Source organism: Pseudomonas sp. FG29 (assembly GCF_057809355.1).
Window position 1 is genome coordinate 71714 of sequence record NZ_JBMDJU010000001.1, and the last position, 15055, is coordinate 86768.

General features: G+C 62.8%; 19 protein-coding genes and 1 tRNA gene. 17 read left to right on the forward strand and 3 right to left on the reverse strand.

What is annotated here, in order from left to right; translation table 11 throughout:
* Window positions 1-194 precede the first annotated feature (194 nt).
* Genes ACODS1_RS00395 through ACODS1_RS00405 form a run of 3 tightly spaced genes read left to right on the forward strand, consistent with a single transcriptional unit; the run spans window position 195 to window position 2676 of the window.
* A complete protein-coding gene (locus tag ACODS1_RS00395) occupies window positions 195-683 on the forward strand; it encodes a hypothetical protein (protein WP_489084094.1) in 489 nt (162 codons plus the stop codon).
* Window positions 683-2440, forward strand: coding sequence for a hypothetical protein (locus ACODS1_RS00400; RefSeq protein WP_489084095.1), 1758 nt, complete (start codon window positions 683-685; stop codon window positions 2438-2440). Before ACODS1_RS00395 ends, ACODS1_RS00400 begins: the two co-directional genes overlap by 1 nt.
* On the forward strand, window positions 2440-2676 hold the full coding sequence (locus ACODS1_RS00405; protein ID WP_489084096.1) for a hypothetical protein: 237 nt from the start codon (window positions 2440-2442) through the stop codon (window positions 2674-2676). Before ACODS1_RS00400 ends, ACODS1_RS00405 begins: the two co-directional genes overlap by 1 nt.
* On the opposite strand, the gene ACODS1_RS00410 is transcribed toward ACODS1_RS00405, so the two are convergent.
* Window positions 2673-2876: a hypothetical protein gene (locus ACODS1_RS00410; RefSeq protein ID WP_106734635.1), complete on the reverse strand. Its 204-nt coding sequence runs from the start codon at window positions 2874-2876 to the stop codon at window positions 2673-2675. The two genes, ACODS1_RS00405 and ACODS1_RS00410, sit on opposite strands and share 4 nt — an antisense overlap.
* Before the next feature lie 66 nt (window positions 2877-2942).
* On the opposite strand from ACODS1_RS00410, the gene ACODS1_RS00415 reads away from it, so the two are divergent.
* The 4 genes from ACODS1_RS00415 to ACODS1_RS00430 are packed head-to-tail and all read left to right on the forward strand — an operon-like array spanning window position 2943 to window position 4367.
* Window positions 2943-3389 (forward strand): structural protein P5, encoded by a 447-nt coding sequence (locus ACODS1_RS00415; protein ID WP_489084097.1) that lies wholly within the window; start codon window positions 2943-2945, stop codon window positions 3387-3389.
* Entirely contained in the window at window positions 3386-3712 is a 327-nt protein-coding gene (locus ACODS1_RS00420; RefSeq protein ID WP_489084098.1) for a ubiquitination-like system serine protease family protein, read from the forward strand. The genes ACODS1_RS00415 and ACODS1_RS00420 overlap by 4 nt, the downstream gene beginning before the upstream one ends.
* Window positions 3697-4104 (forward strand): hypothetical protein, encoded by a 408-nt coding sequence (locus ACODS1_RS00425; protein ID WP_489084099.1) that lies wholly within the window; start codon window positions 3697-3699, stop codon window positions 4102-4104. The genes ACODS1_RS00420 and ACODS1_RS00425 overlap by 16 nt, the downstream gene beginning before the upstream one ends.
* On the forward strand, window positions 4101-4367 hold the full coding sequence (locus ACODS1_RS00430; RefSeq protein WP_489084100.1) for a hypothetical protein: 267 nt from the start codon (window positions 4101-4103) through the stop codon (window positions 4365-4367). The genes ACODS1_RS00425 and ACODS1_RS00430 overlap by 4 nt, the downstream gene beginning before the upstream one ends.
* Window positions 4368-4527: 160 nt before the next feature.
* Here the strand turns inward: ACODS1_RS00430 and ACODS1_RS00435 are convergent.
* Window positions 4528-4612 (reverse strand) — tRNA-Leu (locus ACODS1_RS00435).
* 195 nt (window positions 4613-4807) lie between these two features.
* Here ACODS1_RS00435 and ACODS1_RS00440 point away from each other — a divergent pair.
* From ACODS1_RS00440 to ACODS1_RS00470, 7 genes are all read left to right on the forward strand, one after another.
* A complete protein-coding gene (locus ACODS1_RS00440; protein WP_489084101.1) occupies window positions 4808-5605 on the forward strand; it encodes a substrate-binding periplasmic protein in 798 nt (265 codons plus the stop codon).
* Window positions 5606-5640: 35 nt separating this feature from the next.
* Window positions 5641-6684 carry a tRNA preQ1(34) S-adenosylmethionine ribosyltransferase-isomerase QueA gene (queA, locus tag ACODS1_RS00445; RefSeq protein ID WP_489084102.1) on the forward strand — a complete coding sequence of 348 codons (1044 nt, stop codon included), beginning with the start codon at window positions 5641-5643 and terminating at the stop codon, window positions 6682-6684.
* 20 nt (window positions 6685-6704) lie between these two features.
* Window positions 6705-7820: a tRNA guanosine(34) transglycosylase Tgt gene (gene tgt / locus ACODS1_RS00450; protein ID WP_489084536.1), complete on the forward strand. Its 1116-nt coding sequence runs from the start codon at window positions 6705-6707 to the stop codon at window positions 7818-7820.
* 42 nt (window positions 7821-7862) lie between these two features.
* A complete protein-coding gene (gene yajC, locus ACODS1_RS00455) occupies window positions 7863-8195 on the forward strand; it encodes a preprotein translocase subunit YajC (RefSeq protein ID WP_322981133.1) in 333 nt (110 codons plus the stop codon).
* Between the two features lie 69 nt (window positions 8196-8264).
* Window positions 8265-10133 (forward strand): protein translocase subunit SecD, encoded by a 1869-nt coding sequence (gene secD / locus ACODS1_RS00460; protein WP_322981132.1) that lies wholly within the window; start codon window positions 8265-8267, stop codon window positions 10131-10133.
* Between the two features lie 9 nt (window positions 10134-10142).
* Window positions 10143-11060, forward strand: coding sequence for a protein translocase subunit SecF (gene secF / locus ACODS1_RS00465; protein ID WP_489084103.1), 918 nt, complete (start codon window positions 10143-10145; stop codon window positions 11058-11060).
* 155 nt (window positions 11061-11215) lie between these two features.
* Window positions 11216-11758 carry a glycine zipper 2TM domain-containing protein gene (locus ACODS1_RS00470; protein WP_322981131.1) on the forward strand — a complete coding sequence of 181 codons (543 nt, stop codon included), beginning with the start codon at window positions 11216-11218 and terminating at the stop codon, window positions 11756-11758.
* 81 nt (window positions 11759-11839) lie between these two features.
* On the opposite strand, the gene suhB is transcribed toward ACODS1_RS00470, so the two are convergent.
* Window positions 11840-12655 (reverse strand): type III secretion system regulator SuhB, encoded by an 816-nt coding sequence (gene suhB / locus ACODS1_RS00475; RefSeq protein ID WP_489084104.1) that lies wholly within the window; start codon window positions 12653-12655, stop codon window positions 11840-11842.
* A 203-nt stretch (window positions 12656-12858) separates the two neighbouring features.
* On the opposite strand from suhB, the gene trmJ reads away from it, so the two are divergent.
* From trmJ to iscR, 3 genes are all read left to right on the forward strand, one after another.
* Entirely contained in the window at window positions 12859-13638 is a 780-nt protein-coding gene (gene trmJ / locus ACODS1_RS00480; RefSeq protein ID WP_489084105.1) for a tRNA (cytosine(32)/uridine(32)-2'-O)-methyltransferase TrmJ, read from the forward strand.
* A complete protein-coding gene (gene cysE, locus ACODS1_RS00485; protein ID WP_322981128.1) occupies window positions 13631-14419 on the forward strand; it encodes a serine O-acetyltransferase in 789 nt (262 codons plus the stop codon). Before trmJ ends, cysE begins: the two co-directional genes overlap by 8 nt.
* A 136-nt stretch (window positions 14420-14555) precedes the next feature.
* Window positions 14556-15047 (forward strand): Fe-S cluster assembly transcriptional regulator IscR, encoded by a 492-nt coding sequence (gene iscR, locus ACODS1_RS00490; RefSeq protein ID WP_489084106.1) that lies wholly within the window; start codon window positions 14556-14558, stop codon window positions 15045-15047.
* Window positions 15048-15055: the final 8 nt, after the last annotated feature.

Consider the following 15055-nt stretch of genomic DNA (forward strand, 5'->3'; position numbering starts at 1 on the left):
TTACGCCCGGCAAGAAGATTGTTCGGTTTTATCGTGACTGGACAGACGTTGGTTACCTGGCTTTAGCGTTTGAAACAGTTGACGGTGAAACTACACGGCCTTGCCGCGTACTGCTATCGGAGCTTTTAGCGCAAGGGGAGTGGTTGGTAACTGGACAGGACGATGCACTTCCCCGTCGAGCCCGCGCTGTCTACATGACATTCAGCGAGTCCGGCACCTACACCTTCAACATCACCAGCGGCGACGGCGGCCAGGCCGGCGAGCCTGCCCATGTCGATGCGCGTGTGCGTGTCGAGCGTGTGCCGGCGAGGCGTGAGGTTGTACTGGTGGAGCGCCCCATTGATGGAGAGTGGCGAATCGCAGGCTATGGGCCTACGCCCGGTGGCTCTGGTGAGATCGGTCTGCGCGTGGTGGGGGGCGATGTCTATGCACTGGCAGTCGATGACTACGGCGTGCAGTTCGTCGCTGACCTGGCAGTGCAGGTTGGCCAGCGCATCCGCCCGACGCAGTACACCGGTTGGGTGTATGAGATCACCGAGGCCGGCCAACTGCCGGCCGTTGAGCCTAACTGGTGGGCGGCAGTTGGGGAAAACCCATCGAGGCCATTGGGCACTGCGCGTGCAGTCGCGCGCCGGTACTTTCAGCCGATTGCACTGGGGCCGGGGCCGGTCGAGGTGACCTGATGATCAGCGTTTCAATCAGTGGAGGCTGGGGCCGTGCGGCCTCGGCCGACCGCGCTGCATCTGCAATTCCGTGGGACGCGCTGCGCCAGGTTGACCGCCGCGCCTCTGCGCGTTGGCGAATCGCTGGCATTGCGGATCGTCGCGCAACAGCCGTGCCCTGGTCGCGGGTGCCAACGCGGGATCTGCAGCGGGCGGCGCGTTGGGGTGTTGCCGGCCGGCTCGATGCACAAGCCAGCGCGCAGCCTTGGGGCTGGGTGCCGGCGAAGGATCTGGCTCTGGTCAGCGGCTGGGATCACACCATCAAGCCGCGCGACCTGCGGCTACGGCTGATCTACAACCCCAGGCCGGCGCGCGAGGATATGAAGGTGGCGGCAGGGCATCGGCGGGTCAATGAGTACGGCCCGCGCTTCAATGCCGAAACAGCCCTGCAGGACAGCCTATACGTGCCTGGCCCTAACTGGCTTGTGTTCGAGTTTGGCGGCCGGCCGTACTTCCCCAGCACGTCGCCGGAGGTGTTCTTCGACTTCCGCTACGTGCCGGAGACGCCCGCTATTCAGCCGACCGACATGCGCCGCACGGGCGTGCGCTGGCAGTCGGCACGGCGTCTGAACCTCGGCCGCGCGTTGCCCTGGGGAAAGGCCCGGCAGGTCGACGGCGTGCTCACCGATCTGCCCTACGTCGACTACCCCGGCCCGGTCAAACCGTTGCCGGAGCCGCCGCCAGATCCAACCATTCTGGATACCTACATGATCGCGAATACCGTCAACCTCGTGGCGCTGCCCTCGCGCACGCCAATCGAAGCGAAGAACATCCGCATCGGCCTTGATGCCGACTCGTTCAGTTGGTCGTTCAGCGCCGATATCTTCACCCGTGCCGCCCTTGAGCTGGTGCAGCCAGATGCTGACGGTGCCGGCGAGCTGGAACTCGACATCAACGGTTGGAAGTGGGTCGTACGGGTCGAGCGCTACAGCCGCAAGCTGCAGTTTCCTGCCGAGGCCTACACCATCAACGGCGCGACACGTGGCCAGCTGCTGGCGGCGCCCTATGCACCGTTGCGCAGTGCGCTGAACTCGGCGCCGATCAATGCGGCGCAAGCCGCCGAGGCTGAGCTGCAGTTCACCGGCTTTACGCTGGACTGGCAGGCAACTGACTGGACATTCCCGGCTGGCTCGCTGAGCTACCAAAGCCAGACCGCGATTCAGGTCATCGCCCGGCTGGCCGAGACGGTGGGCGCCGTGGTGCTGCCGGCTCGCGATAGCGATCACCTCGACATCGTGCCGCGCTACCCGGTGCCGCCATGGGAATGGAATCAGGTCGATGCGCCCATCGAGCGCATCATCCCGGTCGCGATGATGACCGACCTGGGCGGGGAGTGGACGCCGCAACCGGCGTGGAATGCCTGCTACACCAGCGGCACCTCGGTCGGCTGCTCGATGCTCGTGCGCCGTGCCGGCACTGCAGGCGACAACCCGACTCCGGACGTGTTCGATGACTGGCTGACCGATCAGCCGGCCAACCAAGCGCGCGGCGCGCATGAGTTGAGCAAGGGCGGGAATATCGAGATTGTCAGCGTGACCATCCCGCTGTTCCCGTTCAGCGATGACAACGGAGTGGGGCTGATCCTGCCTGCGCACCTGTACCGTGTGCCCGAGGAGACCGGCCCCTGGGTCGGCCTGTGCCTGGGTGTTGATATCAGCGCCGAGGGCACTGGAGCGGTACGGGTCAAGCAGCAGATCAAACTGGAGCGGCACCACTGATGGCAACGATCAATCCCTGGAGGCGTTTCATCGGCCTGCTACCTGGCGGCGTGCGCACCGTGGCCACCGTGCGCAGCATCAACACGTCGACCGGCACGAGCGAGGCCGAGCTACGCACTGGTACGCGCGTCACCGTTCGCGGCGTCGACGTGCCTGTGAACAGCAAGGCCTACATCGCGGACGGCGTTATCACCGGCCCGGCGCCGGATCTGCCGCATTTTGATGTGGATGTTTAGGCGGGGTAGTCCTCGGGGTTGGGCTCGATGATGCTCTTCGCCAGCCTTCGCAGCTCAGCGTGAGCCTCCAGCCTTTCCTCGGCTGATAGCGCTTCGTCCGCGAATGTCAGCGCGGCCGCTTCGGCATCGAGGATCTGCGCCGCTGCGAACTGCCTCGCCACTCTGCGGGCGAGCCCTCGCCGCACCAGCTTGTCACCCATGACCACCTCTTGAACTGACCAATCTACGCCCGCCACTTGCGGGCTTTTTTTCGTCTGGAGGAAACTATGTCCACACCACGTGGCGTCCGCAACAACAACCCCGGCAACATCGACTTCAACCCGCGCAACAACTGGCAAGGCCAGCTCGGCCTAGAGCTGGGTGTGCCTCGGCCGCGCTTTGCCCGCTTCGACACGCCGGAGAATGGCATCCGCGCACTGGGCAAGTTGCTGCTGAACTATCGCGGCAAGGATGGCATGCCCGGTGTTGGTGGCCCAGGTATCGACACTGTGCGCGAAACCATTAACCGCTGGGCGCCGGGTAACGAAAACGATACCGAAGCCTACATTTCGGCTGTCGCGCGGGCGCTCGGCGTCAAATCCGATACCGTCATCGACGTCCGCCAGCGGCCCGTGCTGCGCGCGCTGGTGGTCGAGATCATCACGCACGAGAACGGCGCTCAGCCCTACAAGGCGGAAGTGATCGATGAAGGTGTGCGGAGAGCGCTGGCATGAGTGGCTATGAGTTCAAGGCCATATCGCGGTGCCTGGCTGAATCGGCGCCTGGGGCGCTTTCATTCTTCTGCCTGGGGTGCGATATGCCGCACACCATCCAGACCGGTGACGGGCCAGGGCCTCGCTGGGGCTACAACGGCAACGCTGATGTGCCGACCTTCACGCCCTCGGTGCTCTGTCGCTACCAGTGGAGCGATGGTCAGCGCGTTTGTCACTCGTTCATCACTGACGGGCAGATCCAGTACCTCGGCGACTGCACGCATCATCTGGCCGGCAAGACGATTGAGTTGCCGAATTGGGAGGAAGCATGGGCGCGCTGGTGAAACTGGTTCCGGCCTGGGGCTGGGCGCTACTACTCGGGCTGGTGCTGGTGGCGGGCCAGCAGATCCGCGTCAGCCTTCTGCAGGCCGAGCTGGAGACCGAGCGGCAAGCCAGGCTAGATGATGCCGCCAAGCTCGGCGCCTGCCGCACCACCCGCACCAACTTACTCGGCCAGGTGATTGAGCAGAACGATGCGTTAGCGGATCTGCGCGCTGATGAGCTGGAGCGCGCCAGTCGTGCGCGCGACGTGCAGCAGCAGGCCGAGGGCGATGCTCGGCAGGCCGACGCGCAGGCACAGCAGGTGCTGCAGGAGCGCACGCCTGCCGGCGTTGATACCTGTGCCGCTGCATCGGCAGCATTCGACAATGAGCTACGGCGGGAGCGTGCGCAATGAAGCCGGTATTCGTTGTGCTGTGCCTGGTGCTGGCAGGGTGTGCCGGCCAGGTGGTTGAGCCGTCGGAGCCGGCCGTGGTGCGCGTCGAGGTGCCTGTACAGGTGCCATGCCGCACCGAGCGCATTCCTCGGCCGGCGTTCGCCGTCGACGCGTTGCCCGTCGGTGCCGACATCGGCGAGCAGATGCGGGCGTTGCGTGCCGAGCGGCTGCAGCGCAAGGGGTACGAGAGGCGGTTGGAGGCCGCTATCGAAGCGTGCCAGTGAAGCGTGAAACACAAAGGCCCGGCGCCGTGGGGGGATTCCCTGCGGCGCCGGGCCTTTTTTTGTGTCTGCGATTTGGTACTACTGCCGGCGAATGGTTACGCCAAAATTACGCCAGGCATAAAAAAAAGGCCTTGAAAATCAAGGCCTTTCGTTTGTCTTCTGGTGCCCCGGGGGAGACTCGAACTCCCACTCCTTTCGAAAACGGATTTTGAATCCGCCGCGTCTACCGATTCCGCCACCGGGGCACATTGGCGGCGCAGTATAGGGATGCGCCTGGCGCGGGTCAATCGGCGCTGCAGTCTGTGTCGTTTGGCGTGTTCCTGGTGCTGTGCAGCAACAAGTCGGGCCAAGGTACGAGGGTTGCTAGCAGAGTGGCGCGCATCATCGAGGGCGCTGATACTCTGCGCACGTGTCGAAGCGAAGAGTCTTAAGGAGTGGGCGTGGCGACAGTCTTGCGGCAGGCTATCTGCGGGGTGCTGCTTGGGCTATGCCCAACGTTGCTGCTGGCTGACACGCTGACCTATGCCGTCACTGACGAGAGCTGGACGCCTTACTGGATCGTCGAGGATGGGCAGGTCGGAGGTATTCTGCAGGAGGTCATGCAGGCCTTGCGCGAGCGGATGCCGGTGCAGCTCGAGGCCAGTCATCCGCTGCCGCCGTTGCGCGCGCAGAAGCTGTTCCGCCAGGGGCAGTTGCAACTGGAGTGCTGTGTGAGTCGGGCTTGGCGTTCTTCTACGGAGCAGGCCGAGGTCTCGCTCTGGTCGATTCCGGTACTGGAAGCCCAGGAAATGTTGCTGTTTCCACCCGGGCGGGCTTTTGGCTATCAGCGTCTTGAGGATCTGCGCGGGCGCTCCATCGCCACGGTTCGTGGCTATGGCTATGCCGGCAGCGAATATTTTCAGCGCAACGACGGTGCCGATGCCTTGGCCCTGGTCTACAACGTCGCGCAGGGGCGCAGTGAGGCCGGAATCGTCGACCGCCTGGAGTGGCACTATCTGCGCAGAACTCGCGGGCAGTTCGAGTCGCCACGCTGGCAGGTCGAGGAGGGGCCCGTGATCAATCGTTCCGAGCTGCGGATTCGCCTGCATCGTGATCAGGCGCAGTGGCTCGATGCCTTGAACGCTGCCATAAGCGGTTTGCACAAGGATGGCAGCATTCGGCGCATCCTCACCCGCTACCTGTCACCGGAAGAGGCCGGGGAGCAGGCGCGCATGGCCGCGCAGGGCGAAATCCGGTAAGCTTCGCCGCCCTGCAGAATCTCTCCCCATCCGCCATGCGTGTTACCGACTTTCACTTCGATCTCCCTGAAACGCTGATCGCTCGCCATCCTCTTGCCGAGCGACGCGCCAGTCGTTTGTTGCAGCTCGATGGGCCGAGCGGTGCGCTGCGCCACGGGCAGTTCATCGAGCTGCTGGAGCAATTGCGCTCCGGTGACCTGATGGTGTTCAACAATACGCGCGTGATACCGGCGCGCCTGTTCGGCCAGAAGGCATCCGGTGGTCGGCTGGAGATTCTGGTTGAGCGTGTGCTCGACCAGTACCGAGTCCTGGCGCATGTGCGAGCGAGCAAATCGCCCAAGCCGGGGTCGAGCATCCTGATCGAGGGCGGTGGTGAGGCCGAGATGGTGGCTCGCCATGATGCGCTGTTCGAGTTGCGTTTCGCCGAGCCGGTTCTGCCGCTGCTGGAGCGGGTCGGGCACATGCCGTTGCCTCCCTATATAGATCGACCGGATGACGAGGCCGACCGCGAGCGTTATCAGACGGTCTATGCGCAGAAGGCCGGCGCTGTGGCGGCGCCCACCGCCGGGCTGCATTTCGATGACGAGCTGCTGGCGGCGATTCGCGCCAAGGGCGTGGACATCGCCTTCGTTACCCTGCACGTGGGCGCAGGCACGTTCCAGCCGGTGCGGGTCGAGCGCATCGAAGACCATCACATGCACAGCGAGTGGCTGGAGGTCGGTGAGGATGTGGTCGAGGCCGTGTCCGCCTGTCGTGCGCGTGGGGGGCGAGTGGTTGCCGTAGGTACGACCAGCGTGCGTTCCCTGGAAACGGCGGCGCGTGATGGCCAGCTCAAGCCATTCAGTGGCGACACCGACATCTTTATCTACCCGGGCCGCCCGTTCCATGTGGTCGATGCCCTGGTTACCAACTTCCATTTGCCCGAGTCGACCCTGCTGATGCTGGTGTCGGCCTTCGCTGGCTACGCCGAGACCATGGCGGCCTATCGCGAGGCCGTGGCTCAGGGCTATCGCTTCTTCAGTTACGGTGATGCCATGTTCATCACCCGCAATCCCGCCGCGCGCGGACCCGAGGTTTGAGTATGTCGCGCACTTGCCGCATGTCTTTCGAGTTGCTCGCCACCGACGGCAAGGCTCGTCGTGGTCGCCTGACCTTCCCGCGTGGCGTGGTGGAAACGCCAGCGTTCATGCCAGTGGGCACCTACGGTACGGTCAAGGGCATGTTGCCGCGTGATATCGAGGGTATCGGCGCGCAGATCATTCTTGGCAATACCTTCCACCTGTGGCTGCGCCCGGGCATGGAGGTGATCAAGAAACACGGCGACCTGCATGACTTCATGCAATGGAAGGGGCCGATCCTCACCGACTCCGGCGGTTTCCAGGTGTTCAGCCTGGGGGCGATGCGCAAGATCAAGGAGGAGGGCGTGTACTTCGCCTCGCCGGTCGACGGCGCCAAGGTGTTCATGGGGCCGGAAGAGTCGATGCAGGTGCAGCGCGACCTGGGCTCGGACATCGTCATGATCTTCGACGAATGCACGCCGTATCCGGCCGAGTTCGACGTGGCCAAGCGCTCCATGGAGTTGTCGCTGCGCTGGGCCAAACGCTCGAAAGTCGCCCATGGCGAAAGCACTGCTGCACTGTTTGGCATCGTCCAAGGCGGCATGCATGAAGAGCTGCGCATGCGCTCGCTTGAGGGCTTGTGCGAAATCGGCTTCGACGGTCTGGCCATTGGCGGGCTGTCGGTGGGCGAGCCGAAGGAAGAGATGATCCGCGTGCTGGATTTCCTGCCGCCGCAGATGCCGGCCGACAAGCCGCGCTACCTGATGGGGGTGGGCAAGCCGGAGGATCTGGTCGAAGGCGTGCGCCGTGGTGTGGATATGTTCGACTGCGTGATGCCGACGCGTAATGCGCGCAACGGCCACCTGTTCATCGATACCGGCGTGGTGAAAATCCGCAACGCCGTGCACAAGCACGACGACTCGTCGCTGGATCCGACCTGCGATTGTTACACCTGCTCAAACTTCTCCCGTGCCTATCTGCATCATCTGGACAAATGCGGCGAAATGCTCGGTAGCATGCTCAATACCATCCATAACTTGCGGCATTATCAGCGGGTTATGGCTGGTTTGCGTGAGGCTATCGGACAGGGTACATTGGCCGACTTCGTCGAAGCCTTCTATGCCAAGCGTGGCCTGCCTGTGCCGCCATTGGACTGACCGACTCACGTTCCAAAAAGTTCTTTCTATTAGGAGTGTTACATGAGCTTTTTCATCCCCGCCGCTTACGCTGACACCGCCGCGGCCGCAGGCCCTGCCGGTAGCGGTTTCGAGTGGGTGTTCCTGATCGGTTTCCTGGTCATCTTCTACCTGATGATCTGGCGTCCCCAGGCCAAGCGCGCCAAGGAACACAAGAACCTGCTCGGCGGCCTGCAGAAGGGCGACGAAGTAGTGACCAACGGCGGTATCGCCGGCAAGGTGACCAAAGTGGCCGATGACTTCGTGGTGGTCGAGGTTTCCGACAACGTCGAGCTGAAGTTCCAGAAGCAAGCCATCGCAGCCACCCTGCCCAAGGGCACGCTGAAAGCCATCTGATCCGGTTGTTAGTTTTTCCACTCGACGGGGCGCTTCTAGCGCCCCGCGTCTTAAGCGGGCGTCTCGTTCATGCTCAATAAATACCCTCTGTGGAAGTACCTGCTGATTGTCGCCGTGCTGGCGGTGGGGCTGGTGTACTCCATTCCCAATCTCTATCCGGATGATCCGGCCGTGCAGATCAGCGGTGCCAGTTCGGCGCTGACCATCGAGCAGGCCGATCTCGATCGCGCCAGCAAGGCGCTGCAGGATGCCGGTATCGCGGTCAAGGCGGCGAGCCTTGCCGAGCGCGGTCGTGGTGGCCTGATCCGCCTGACCAAGCAGGACGACCAGTTGCCGGCCAAGGACGTGGTGCGTCGCACCCTCGGTGACGACTACGTCGTTGCCCTGAACCTGGCGCAGACCACGCCGCAGTGGCTGCGTAACCTGGGTGCCAGCCCGATGAAGCTGGGCCTGGACCTGTCCGGCGGTGTGCACTTCCTGCTGGAAGTCGACATGGACAAGGCGCTCGACGTGCGCCGCAAGGTCTATGAAGGCGAGATCAAGAGCCTGCTGCGCAAGGAGCGGGTGCGCTACCGCAGCATGCCGGAAAGCAATGACCGCATTCAGCTTGGCTTTGCCGATAGCGAGTCGCTGGACAAGGCCGAGCGCCTGATCCGCAAGGACTACAAGGATTTCGATCTGAGCACCGTCGAGCGCGGTGGTCAGCAGGTGCTGCAACTGGCCCTGACTCAGGCGAAGGTCGCCGAGATTCGTGAATATTCGATCAAGCAGAACCTGACCACCGTACGCAACCGCGTCAACGAGCTGGGCGTGGCTGAGCCGCTGGTGCAGCGCCAGGGCGCCAATCGCATCGTGGTCGAGCTGCCGGGTGTGCAGGACACCGCCGAGGCCAAGCGTATTCTCGGCAAGACCGCCAACCTGGAGTTCCGTCTGCAGGCTGCGCTCGATGCTTCCCGTGCTTCCACCGAGGCTTTCGAGTTCCGCGAGGCGGGTCGTCCGCCGGTGCAGCTCGAGCGTGAGCTGATCATCACCGGTGATCAGGTGACCGATGCGCAGGCCAGCTTCGACGAAAATGGCCGTCCGCAGGTGAACATTCGCCTCGATGGTCATGGCGGCGATCTGATGAACCGCGCGACCCGCAACAACGTCGGGCGCAGCATGGCCGTGGTGTTCATCGAGCAGAAGCCGGTAACCCGTTACGTGCGCCAGACTGTCGACGGTGTCGAGCAGGAAGTGGCCGTGCCGTCGTTCGTCGAAGAGAAGAAGATCATCAGCCTGGCGACCATTCAGTCGGCGCTGGGGAGTCAATTCCGTATCACCGGCCTGAATGGTCAGGGTGAGTCCTCCGAGCTGGCGCTGCTGCTGCGTGCCGGTGGCCTGGCTGCGCCGATGTACTTCGCCGAAGAGCGCACCATTGGCCCGAGCCTGGGTGCCGAGAACATCATCAAGGGCATTCAGTCCACCGAGTGGGCGATGATCTTTGTGACCCTGTTCATCGTGGCCATCTACCGCTTCTTTGGTGTGCTGGCTGCGATTGCCCTAGCATTCAACCTGGTGTTGCTGGTTGGTCTGATGTCGGCCATCGGTGCGACGCTGACCCTGCCGGGTATCGCCGGTATCGTGCTGACCCTGGGGATGGCGGTGGATGCCAACGTGCTGATCTTCTCGCGCATACGAGAGGAACTGGCCAATGGTCTGCCGGTGCAGCGAGCCTTGCACGAAGGTTTCGATCGCGCGTTCTCGGCGATTCTCGACAGTAACCTGACCACGCTGCTGGTCGGCGGCATCCTGTTCGCCATGGGCACCGGCCCGGTCAAGGGCTTCGCCGTGACCATGTCGATCGGCATCATCACCTCGATGTTCACCGCCATCATGTTCACCCGCGGCATGGTCAACCTGATCTTCGGTGGCCGTAACTTCAAGAAGCTGTGGATCTGAGGTGCAGTCATGATCAAATCAACCATTCGTTTCATGGCGGTGCGCAACATCGCCTTCGGCATGACTGTCGTGCTCACGCTGATCGGCCTTGGCGCTCTTTTCGCCAAGGGTCTCAACTTCGGCCTGGATTTCACGGGCGGTACGCTGATCGAGCTGCGCTACGAGCAGGCGGCCAATCTCGACCAGATCAAGAGTGAGCTGGTTCAGGCCGGTTATACCGATGCCGTGGTACAGAACTTCGGTGCCAGTACCGATGTGCTGGTGCGTCTGGCGGGGGATTCCCCCGAGCTGGGTAATCAGGTCGCTGCGGCCCTGAGCAAGGCGGACAGTGCCGCCAAGTTCGAGGTCAAGCGCGTCGAGTTCGTCGGCCCGCAGGTCGGTGAAGAGCTGCGCGACAAGGGCGGTATCGCCATGTTGCTGGCGCTCGGTGGCGTGCTGCTGTACCTGGCCTTCCGCTTCCAGTGGAAGTTCGGCATGGGCGCCATCGCCTCGCTGGTGCATGACGTGATCATCACCCTGGGCGTGCTGGCCTTCTTCCAGGTGCCGTTCGACCTGACGGTGCTGGCGGCGGTGCTGGCGATGATCGGTTACTCGCTCAACGACACCATCATCATCTACGACCGTATCCGCGAGAACTTCCGCATGCTGCGCAAAGCGTCGCTGATCGAGAACATCGATATCTCGGTTACCCAGACGCTGTTGCGTACCATCGCTACCTCGCTCTCCACGGCTCTGGCGCTGCTGGCTCTGCTGTTCTTCGGTGGTGACGTGCTGGCAGGCTTCGCCCTGACGCTGCTGATCGGCGTGGTGGTCGGTACTTACTCCTCGGTCTACATCGGTGCCGTGGTGCTGGTATGGCTGAAATTGAGCGTCGAGGATCTGATTCCGCCTGCGGCCGAAGCCGAGGCAGACGACGGACGCCCCTGACCCACGTGTTGTCTGGCGCTTGGAAAGAGGGCGCCAGACACTGTGATGTGGTTCATGAAACATGACGAAGGCCGCGGCAAGTCGAACTTGCCGCGGCCTTTTGCTGTCCTAGGCAGGGAGAAAGGCGCAAGGCGCCGTGCGAGGAGACAACAATCATGAACAAGTCGATGTTGGTAGGTGCCGTGCTGGGCGCTGTGGGTGTGACGGCGGGTGGGGCGGTTGCCACTTACAGTCTCGTGGATCGCGGCCCTGATTACGCGGAAGTGCTGGCGGTCACGCCGGTCAAGGAAACCATCCAGACCCCGCGTGAGGTCTGCAAGGACGTTACCGTGACGCGTCAGCGTCCGGTGCAGGATCAGCACCAGATTGCAGGTACGGCGATCGGCGCCATTGCTGGCGGCCTGTTGGGTAACCAGATCGGTGGCGGGAACGGCAAGAAGATCGCCACCGTCGCCGGTGCCATCGGTGGGGGTTATGCGGGCAACAAGGTTCAGGAAGGCATGCAGCAGCGTGACACCTACACCACGACCGAAACCCGCTGCAACACGGTCACCGATACCAGCGAGAAGGTGGTCGGTTACGACGTGAAGTACAAGTTGGACGAGAAGATTGGCAGCGTGCGCATGGATCGTGATCCGGGCAGCCAGATTCCGGTCAATAAACAGGGTGAGCTGGTGCTGGTGCAGCAGGCGCAATAAATTCAGCCCAATAAAAAACGCCCTTCGGGGCGTTTTTTATTGGGCTGCCTGGAGCGGATGAGTTCGCTCCAGTAGTTATTCTCAGCGTTTCATCGAGGCTGGCAGGTGCGGCTGAATGGCGGTCAGGACGGCCTTGAAGCACTTGGTGTTGCCGGCGACGATCTGGCCTTTTTCGAGGAACTCATGGCCACCTGTGAAATCGCTGACCAGGCCGCCTGCTTCTTGAATCAGCAGGGCGCCTGCGGCCATGTCCCACTCCGACAGGCCGAACTCCCAGAAGGCATCGAAGCGACCGGCCGCAACGTAGGCCAGATCCAGGCTGGCAGCGCCGGCGCGACGGATGCCGGCAGTCTGCCCGGTCAGGCTGCGGAACATGCCCAGGTAGTTTTCCAGGTGATCCATCTGGCCGTCACGGAAGGGGAAGCCGGTACCCAGCAGGGCGCCGTCCAGGCTCTTGCGATTGCTCACGCGCAGGCGGCGACCATTGAGGGCGGCGCCACGGCCACGGCTGGCCGTGAACTCTTCCTGACGCACCGGATCGAGGACGATGGCGTGTTCGAGGCGGCCGCGATATTTGCAGGCGATGCTGATGGCGAAGTGGGGAACACCACGAATGAAGTTGGTGGTGCCATCCAGCGGGTCGATGATCCACTGGTAGTCGGCGCCTTCGCCGCTGCCTTCCAGCACGCCGCCTTCCTCGCCCAGGAAGCTGTGAGTCGGATAGGCCTTGCGAATGGCCTGGACGATCATCAGTTCGGCGGCCTTGTCGACTTCGGTCACGTAGTCCTTGGCATCCTTCTCGTCGACCGAGATGACATCCAGGCGCTCGATGGAGCGAAAGATCATTTCACCGGCGCTGCGGGCGGCGCGCAGGGCGATATTCAGCATGGGCTGCATGGGAGGTTCACCTGGGGCGTTAAAGAAAGCCGGCCATGTTAGCAGAAAACCGTTGCTGATGAAGCGCCGCCTGTAGTCTTGCGTAGCGCGATCTGCATGCGACGGATCAGCGGTACGCGCGCAGTGGTGCCGGCGCTGCATGGCAATGAGGGTTGGGCTTCGGTAAGATCGTTGGCCCTTTTGCTTGCGTGGATGGTTTGGCCGTGCTGGAAAGAATTCGCGTTGTGCTGGTCGGCACCAGTCATCCGGGGAACATCGGCGGTGCCGCGCGGGCCATGAAGAACATGGGGCTGTCGCGGCTGGTGCTGGTGGCGCCAGAGGACTTTCCCAGTAGCGAAGCCGTGGCGCGTGCTTCGGGGGCGACCGATATCCTCGATGCTGCGCAGGTGGTCGAGACGCTGGAAGATGCCCTCGTCGGCTGCACCTTGGTAGTCGGTACCAGTGCTCGCGATCGGCGCATTCCCTGGCCCATGCTCGATCCGCGCGAATGCGGTGTGGCGAGTTGCGAGCAGGCCGCAGCGGGCGGCGAAGTGGCGCTGGTGTTTGGCCGTGAGTACGCCGGCCTGACCAACGAAGAGCTGCAGCGATGTCAGTATCACGTGCACATTCCATCCGATCCTGACTTCAGTTCGCTCAATCTCGCGGCTGCTGTGCAGGTGCTGAGTTACGAAGTGCGTATGGCCTGGTTGGCGGCGCAGCAGTTGCCGACCAAGGTGGCAAAGCTGGAGACCACGGCGATGCTCAATACGCAACTGGCGACCGCGGACGAACTGGAGTCCTTCTATGGGCACCTGGAGCGTGCGCTGGTTGCGATTGGCTTTCTCGATCCGGAGAAGCCTCGGCACCTGATGAGCCGTCTGCGCCGCCTGTATGGGCGTAGCGATGTGAGCAAGCTGGAAATGAACATTCTGCGCGGCATCCTGACCGAGACGGAGAAGGCGGCGCGCGGTGAGCACCACAAGCGGGGAAAGACAGATGTTTGAGCGCATGCGGGAAGATATTCAGAGCGTATTCCATCGGGATCCGGCGGCGCGTAATGCCTTCGAGGTGGTCACCTGCTACCCCGGGCTGCACGCAGTCTGGCTGCACCGCGTTGCTCATGCGCTGTGGGTGTCGGGCTGGAAGTGGCTGGCACGGGTCGTTTCCAACTTCGGGCGCTGGATGACCGGTATCGAGATTCATCCTGGTGCCAGGATCGGGCGGCGTTTCTTCATCGATCACGGCATGGGCATCGTCATTGGTGAGACCGCCGAGATCGGTAACGACGTGACTCTCTATCAGGGGGTGACTCTGGGCGGCACCAGTTGGAACAAGGGCAAGCGCCATCCGACCCTGGAGGACGGCGTCGTGGTCGGTGCGGGTGCCAAGGTGCTTGGGCCTTTCACGGTGGGTGCGGGCGCCAAGATCGGCTCCAATGCGGTGGTGACCAAAGCAGTACCGGCGGGCGCGACTGCGGTGGGCATTCCTGGCAAGATCATCGTCAAGTCCGATGATGAGCAGGAGGCCAAGCGTCAGGCCATGGCCGAGAAGATCGGTTTCGATGCCTATGGCGTTGGTCAGGACATGCCGGATCCGGTGGCGCGAGCCATTGGCCAGTTGCTCGATCACCTGCATGCCGTCGATGGCCGTCTTGAGGGGATGTGCAAGGCGCTGACGGCGTTGGGCAGTGATTACTGCGCCAAGGACTTGCCGGTGTTGCGCGACGAGGATTTCGCTGGGGTCTGCAAGGATCAGCAGCACGCGGACGACAAGCCCGCAGCTTGATGCGTGGCGAGGCGGCCTCTGCTATCATGCTGCCTCTTCTTTTGGTCAATCCCGAGTAAATCAATAGGTCTTATAGTTGACTTAAATACTCGGAAATCGCATACTCGCCAGCATTCAAGTGATTCGTGGTAGAGCCATGCGACTGACCACCAAAGGCCGTTATGCCGTTACGGCCATGCTCGATCTGGCGCTGCATGCACAGCACGGCCCGGTCTCTCTCGCCGATATTTCCGAGCGCCAGGGGATTTCCCTGTCCTATCTGGAGCAGCTGTTCGCCAAGTTGCGCCGTGGCAATCTGGTTTCCAGCGTGCGTGGTCCGGGTGGTGGCTATCAATTGTCGCGCGACATGCGCGGTATCCAGGTAGCGCAGGTGATCGATGCGGTCAACGAGTCGGTCGATGCCACGCGGTGCCAGGGGCAGGGTGATTGCCATTCCGGTGATACCTGTCTGACCCACCACCTGTGGTGCGACCTCAGTCAGCAGATTCATGAATTCCTCAGTGGCATCAGCCTGGCCGATCTGGTCGCGCGCCACGAGGTGCAGGAAGTCGCGTCACGCCAGGATCAGCGTCGCTGCTCTGGCGCGACACCGCACCTGGACAAGATCGAAGCGTCCGCCATCGAGTGAGCAGGGCG

Bases quoted from the DNA above. Each gene is read 5' to 3' on its own strand.
- queA (WP_489084102.1), top strand. From the start codon at position 5,641: ATGCGTGTTACCGACTTTCACTTCGATCTCCCTGAAACGCTGATCGCT.
- ACODS1_RS00420 (WP_489084098.1), top strand. From the start codon at position 3,386: ATGAGTGGCTATGAGTTCAAGGCCATATCGCGGTGCCTGGCTGAATCG.
- iscR (WP_489084106.1), top strand. From the start codon at position 14,556: ATGCGACTGACCACCAAAGGCCGTTATGCCGTTACGGCCATGCTCGAT.
- yajC (WP_322981133.1), top strand. From the start codon at position 7,863: ATGAGCTTTTTCATCCCCGCCGCTTACGCTGACACCGCCGCGGCCGCA.
- secF (WP_489084103.1), top strand. From the start codon at position 10,143: ATGATCAAATCAACCATTCGTTTCATGGCGGTGCGCAACATCGCCTTC.
- ACODS1_RS00415 (WP_489084097.1), top strand. From the start codon at position 2,943: ATGTCCACACCACGTGGCGTCCGCAACAACAACCCCGGCAACATCGAC.
- ACODS1_RS00405 (WP_489084096.1), top strand. From the start codon at position 2,440: ATGGCAACGATCAATCCCTGGAGGCGTTTCATCGGCCTGCTACCTGGC.
- ACODS1_RS00395 (WP_489084094.1), top strand. From the start codon at position 195: ATGACATTCAGCGAGTCCGGCACCTACACCTTCAACATCACCAGCGGC.
- tgt (WP_489084536.1), top strand. From the start codon at position 6,705: ATGTCTTTCGAGTTGCTCGCCACCGACGGCAAGGCTCGTCGTGGTCGC.
- ACODS1_RS00470 (WP_322981131.1), top strand. From the start codon at position 11,216: ATGAACAAGTCGATGTTGGTAGGTGCCGTGCTGGGCGCTGTGGGTGTG.
- cysE (WP_322981128.1), top strand. From the start codon at position 13,631: ATGTTTGAGCGCATGCGGGAAGATATTCAGAGCGTATTCCATCGGGAT.
- suhB (WP_489084104.1), bottom strand. From the start codon at position 12,655: ATGCAGCCCATGCTGAATATCGCCCTGCGCGCCGCCCGCAGCGCCGGT.
- ACODS1_RS00410 (WP_106734635.1), bottom strand. From the start codon at position 2,876: ATGGGTGACAAGCTGGTGCGGCGAGGGCTCGCCCGCAGAGTGGCGAGG.
- secD (WP_322981132.1), top strand. From the start codon at position 8,265: ATGCTCAATAAATACCCTCTGTGGAAGTACCTGCTGATTGTCGCCGTG.
- ACODS1_RS00425 (WP_489084099.1), top strand. From the start codon at position 3,697: ATGGGCGCGCTGGTGAAACTGGTTCCGGCCTGGGGCTGGGCGCTACTA.
- ACODS1_RS00430 (WP_489084100.1), top strand. From the start codon at position 4,101: ATGAAGCCGGTATTCGTTGTGCTGTGCCTGGTGCTGGCAGGGTGTGCC.
- ACODS1_RS00400 (WP_489084095.1), top strand. From the start codon at position 683: ATGATCAGCGTTTCAATCAGTGGAGGCTGGGGCCGTGCGGCCTCGGCC.